Below are 5,327 nucleotides of genomic sequence, written 5' to 3'. Positions count from 1 at the left end.
ATAACAAGTTCATTTGTGGTAAGATGGGTATAGGTCATTTATGTTAGTTCCTTTCAGACAAATGTGGTGTTTATCTGAGCCTAACATAGATGGCTTTTTTCTGTCTAGCTTAATTTTACAAATTAGGCTACTAGAAAAAGTTTTGCACGATTGATATAATAACAAATAAAGGGATGTTATTGTGTTGAACTATAAGTATATTACTCTAAATGATAGTTACGAGTTAAATGTTTGGTTAGATTTTGTATTACGAGATTTTAAAAAAAAAGAAAAGTATTCTAAATTTAGATTTATAATAAAAAAATTGTCTATTAAAAATTCAAGAACTACATTTCAAGAAATTGAAAGTGTTCGTAAAGAATTAATGGGACTATCAGAACTTGATTTGAAGCATTTAAGAATGATAATTGAAAATAGAGAGACAACAGGGATTGGTTTAGAATTCAAAGCATTTTTACAAAAGATATTTAATTTTTTTGGTGTGATTGTAGTAGGTTTAATTCCAGTAATATTAGGTTATAATTCAATAGAGAGAGTTGTAACTTCTTGGTTAAATGCCAAAACTTTTAAATCTAGTATTTTATTAATTGTATGGATATTTGTTTTATATATTTATTATGTAGGTTTTAAAGAATTCTTTTTGCATGATTCTAAAAAAAGAGAAGTTAGAAAGTATTTGTTATTTTTGATAAATGATATTTTATTAGATATGGAGAAACATTGATGTCATGATTAATTTCATGGCTTTTTTGTTTGTTTTTTTATTAAAGAGCAAAGTTCGGGGATACTGTATATAAATTAAAGCTAAAGATGAAAAATAGTTCGATTTTAAATCAGAAAACCTGCTTAACCGGAACAAATAATGTTCGGAGTAATTAAATTATAAGGAGAATGAGTATGCAACAAGTTTTTAATGTGAGTGTTCCTGTACCAGATGATGTCGTTATCATATCAAAAGAGGAATATTTAGATTTGTTAAGTGATAATGAACAAGGAAAATGGTGGGATATTGATAATTTGCAAGAATTGTTGGGCCTTGGTAGGTCAAAGTTAATTAATGATATCTTATTAAACCCAGATATTAAAAAGGAAGTTGATTTATCAATTAATCCAAATGGTTTTATTGTTTATCCTAGGGGGAAAGGTAGCCGTTATAAAATATTAGCAACTAGAGCTAGAAAATACTTTGAAGAAAATTTTGGTTCTATTTTATTAAATAACTAAATGATATAATATTGAGGATAAATTCCTTGATGTCTAGGAAAGGAGAAAAATGGCAACATATAGACAAAGAGGTAAAAAGAAATTATGGGATTATAGAATATTCAATGAAAAAAGTGAGTTAGTTGCTTCTGGTTCAGGCTTTAAGACAAAGCGTGAAGCTATGAATGAAGCTATGAGGATAGAGCAACAAAAGTCACTAGTAAATTCTATATCTTCTGATATAACATTGTATGAACTGTGGTTTGAATGGTATAACTTAGTCATTAAGCCTAGTGATTTAGCAGAGACTACTAAGAATAAATATTTTATTAGGGGTTCGATTATTCGTAAGCTTTTTGGGAATCAGAAGGTAAATAAAATAAAGCATAGTGCGTATCAAAGGAAATTAAATACGTACGCTGAAAAATATACTAAAAATCATGTCAGGAGATTAAATTCTGATATAAAAAAAACCATTCAGTTTGCAAAAAGAGATGGCATTTTATTATCTGACTTTACAGATGGAGTTGTCATAGCTGGTAGGCAATTTGTTAAGGATGCAGATGATAAATATCTACATAGTATTTCTGATTATAAGAAAGTAATATCTTATTTAGAAAATAATTTAGATTATTCAAATAGTATCGTTTATTATTTATTACTGGTGTTATTTAAAACAGGTTTGCGAGTGGGTGAAGCTTTAGCATTAACTTGGGATGATGTTAATTTTGAGGATCTAGAAATCAAGACGTATAGAAGATTCAGTGGCGATAAAGGAACTTTTAGTCCACCTAAAACAAAAACTTCTATTCGTACTATTCCTATTAGTCAATCTTTAGCATTAATCTTAAGACGCTTGAAGGACGATCAGCAAGCTATGTTGAAAAATTTAAAAATTGTAAATATTAATAATCAAATATTTTATGACTATAGATACGGTGTGTCGTCAAATAGTGCTATTAATAAAAGTTTGAGAAATGTATTACATTTATTAAATATTGATTCAAAAATGACTGCAATAGGTGCAAGACATACCTATGGAAGTTACTTATTGGCTAAGGGTGTTGATATTTGGGTAGTTGCAAGATTAATGGGTCATAAGGATATTACACAGTTACTTGAAACTTATGGTCACGTCTTGACAGAAGTAATAAATAAGGAATATGAAACGGTCAGAAGTTTAGTATCTTAAAGCTAATTTTTAAAGAATATCTTCTAGAACAAATTTAGAACAAATTTGCCAAAACAAAGAAAAAAACCTTTTAAATCAAGGTTTTTGACACTATTATTAATACCCCCTACAGTTTAAAAAGAGTTAAACTAAGTAACAAAAGAAAAGGAAAATGGCGAAAATTCAAGGTTTTGTCACCTATTAGATATTATAAGGAAAAGATTGGTTGACCAAAAGTTGACCAATTTTTAGCTGGTTAATATGCTGTGTCATTATTTTAATTCATTAATAATAACATTGATTATTTTTAGCACTTTATTTCTTTTTGAAGGAGTCAGGAGCTTTAATTGTTCAATTAGATTATCTATTTCGGAAGAGGAGGAAAAGTTTGGTGTATCAAAAAAATCTGTAATGGTAATGTCTAATGCGTTTAGTACTTTTTCTAAAGTATTGATTTTTATGTTAGTCGCCAGATTTTCTAATTTATAAGCGTAGTTGACACCTAAGTCAGCTTTTTCTTCTAGTTGCTCTTGAGTCATGCCTCTTTGAAGGCGTATTTTTCGGATTCTTTTAGCTATAAAAGACTGTAAATTATTTTTTTCCATGCTGGTATTCTCCTTACCTAATAATAAAGAGTTTAGTCATAAAAGGTAACTTCTCAAAAAGTTGATTTATCAACTTAAGACAACTTTACAAGGTTGTTTAAATATGATAAAATGCTGTAGAAATAACCTTTTAAAGTTGGTTCTCAAGGGAGGAGAGTCTTAAATGAAATCAAACACAAAAAAAATGGTAACTTCTGCTGCTTTAGTCGCTGCGTTAGTTGGTACAGGTGCTAAAGCACATGCTGATACTGTAATTCCTGTAAATACTACTGGTGATGTTGCAGCCGCTAATGAAAATGCCACTCTTGAAACACAAGTGAAAGATCAAGAAACTGTTGTAGCTGATCTTACTGAAAAAGTACAAAAAGCTAAAGTTGCAGATGATTTGGCTAGTCAAGCCGTGGATCAAGCAAAAGCTAATGAAGCTAATGCAGCCGATGTAGAAACTCAAAAAGCAGAAGTGGATAAACAACTTGCAACTGCTGAAAATGATGTTAAAGTTGCTAACGAAGATGTTGCAACCGAAACTAAAGACGTTGAAAAAGCACAAGCTGAAAACCAACAAGCCCAAGATGCACTTAAAGCCGCTGAAAGTGAAGCTGCTAAAGCATCAACCGAAACAAAACAACCAAGCACTGTTGAATTAGATGAAGATTTTGCGAAAGCGTTAGGTGATAAATCAGCTCCTGATTATTCAGATGACCTAACGGCTATGGGTGGTGATAATAACTTTACATTCGTTTCAAATCCTGGTGACGAGCAAACCGTTGATATTGATAACTTAACCGATGACCAATTGACTGATTTGTCTAATTATGCCGCATCTTTAATTAACCAAGTTCGTGATCAAGCTCGAAAAGCAGGTGTTAACCTAACGGTTGGTAATACATTTGTTACTAAAGGTGCTGTACAATTTGCCAAAGATGTCGCTCAAAACTATCGTAAAGATAATTGGAATGCCTTTGAAAAATCTCATGATGTCAATGCTATTGATAACGCAGCTCGTGCTAATGGACTTCAAGCTACTGGTCAAAATGCTTATGAAGATGCTGGCATGGGACAATTATCAAGTTATAAAACTCATACCTTTACAATGGCAGAACTCAAAAAACATATTTATGATGCCATTGAACATATGATTTCAAATGATAGTAAATCTAACTGGAAACACACAGAATCTCTAGTTGGTACTGGAGTTTCAGGGGAATATTTAGGTGTTTCTATTTCTCGAGTTGGTGACGTTGTAACCGTACATGTTTTACAAGTACCAAAATCTCGCATTCAAGATGCTAATAAATTTGACACTAATAAACTTCTTAATCCTTACCAAGGAGAAGTTGATCCAAAAGCAAAAGAAGTTTTAGCACAACTAGAATCTGCTCGTACATTTGCTGCTGGTAAAGCAGAAGCTCTCGCTACTCAACAATCAAAACTTCAAGCTGCTAAATCTCATGTTGCTGAATTAACTAACAAAGTTGTTCAATTGAAAGAACAACAAGCACAATTGGGCAATGTACAGCCCGGTGATTTGTCAGCGCTTGTCACATCTGCTGTAGAACGTAAAGCACAAACAGCTCGCAACCTTGCAGATATGCAAGCCGCTCTCGATAGCGCAACTGCTAAATTGAATAAACTAAAAGCTGCTCTTGCAACAGTTCCTGCTAAGCCAGAAGCTCCAGCTGAAACACCAGCTAAGCCAGAAGCACACGTTGAAACTCCAAGTAAACCTGTTCAACCAGTAGTACCTATCAAGCCAGAAGAACTCACTCCTTCTAATGTACCAGTACCAGAAGCACCAGCTAAACCTATGATGCCAAGCAACCCAGAAAAACCAACTGTAACAGAAGTACCTAAGTCTTCCACAGAAAGAACAGAACTCCCACGTCATCAGGAAAAACCTTCTCAATTTAATCAGTCAGTAACACCTTCAAGTACTGTTCAGTCTATTACAGCTAAGCTAATTAATAGTAACCAACAATCAATGACTTATCAGGCTAAGTTACCAGAAACTAAAGATAGCGCTGATAAAGGGGCTATTATCGGCTTCTTAACTCTTGGCTTAGCTTTGATTCCATTTGTCGGTAATCGCTTTAAGTCAAGCCAAAATTAAAATAAGCCAGAAAGAGAGAGGATAGCATGGGATTATTTCTTAAAGCAATGAAAGTGAGTTCAGGGGCAACTCTCGGATATGCTGCTACTAATATGGGGATTAAAAAAGCAACTGAATGGTCAGAAACCTCAAAAATAGAGAATTATAACAGACACCGAAAAAAGTTTTATGATCCTTTTATTCGAAAAGATTTGATACATTTAGAAGTTGATGGTAAATTACAGGCAATTCCTTATCC

At 32.5% G+C, this 5,327-nt stretch carries 6 protein-coding genes; 5 read left to right on the top strand and 1 reads right to left on the bottom strand.

Going from position 1 to position 5,327, the window contains the following annotated elements:
• The first annotated feature begins 181 nt into the window (after positions 1-181).
• From ACYTR8_RS10010 to ACYTR8_RS10000, 3 genes are all read left to right on the top strand, one after another.
• Positions 182-724, top strand: coding sequence for a hypothetical protein (locus tag ACYTR8_RS10010; RefSeq protein ID WP_479642100.1), 543 nt, complete (start codon positions 182-184; stop codon positions 722-724).
• A 173-nt stretch (positions 725-897) separates the two neighbouring features.
• A complete protein-coding gene (locus ACYTR8_RS10005; protein ID WP_001188029.1) occupies positions 898-1,224 on the top strand; it encodes a DUF771 domain-containing protein in 327 nt (108 codons plus the stop codon).
• A gap of 49 nt (positions 1,225-1,273) precedes the next feature.
• Positions 1,274-2,395 (top strand): site-specific integrase, encoded by a 1,122-nt coding sequence (locus ACYTR8_RS10000; RefSeq protein ID WP_018366757.1) that lies wholly within the window; start codon positions 1,274-1,276, stop codon positions 2,393-2,395.
• Positions 2,396-2,646: 251 nt separating this feature from the next.
• Here the strand turns inward: ACYTR8_RS10000 and ACYTR8_RS09995 are convergent, their stop codons facing one another.
• Positions 2,647-2,979 carry a helix-turn-helix domain-containing protein gene (locus ACYTR8_RS09995; protein WP_136018163.1) on the bottom strand — a complete coding sequence of 111 codons (333 nt, stop codon included), beginning with the start codon at positions 2,977-2,979 and terminating at the stop codon, positions 2,647-2,649.
• Positions 2,980-3,142: 163 nt separating this feature from the next.
• Between ACYTR8_RS09995 and ACYTR8_RS09990 the strand changes: the two genes are divergently transcribed.
• Together ACYTR8_RS09990 and ACYTR8_RS09985 are read left to right on the top strand one after the other, a co-directional pair.
• Positions 3,143-5,089, top strand: coding sequence for an SEC10/PgrA surface exclusion domain-containing protein (locus tag ACYTR8_RS09990; RefSeq protein WP_479642099.1), 1,947 nt, complete (start codon positions 3,143-3,145; stop codon positions 5,087-5,089).
• Positions 5,090-5,115: 26 nt separating this feature from the next.
• Positions 5,116-5,327: hypothetical protein (locus ACYTR8_RS09985; protein WP_479640836.1), on the top strand; the 212-nt coding region annotated here is incomplete at its 3' end.

This window comes from Streptococcus sp. F2 (assembly GCF_056500955.1).
The sequence above is the reverse complement of the archived record's forward strand: the minus strand, read 5'-3'. Positions and strand labels throughout refer to the sequence as shown.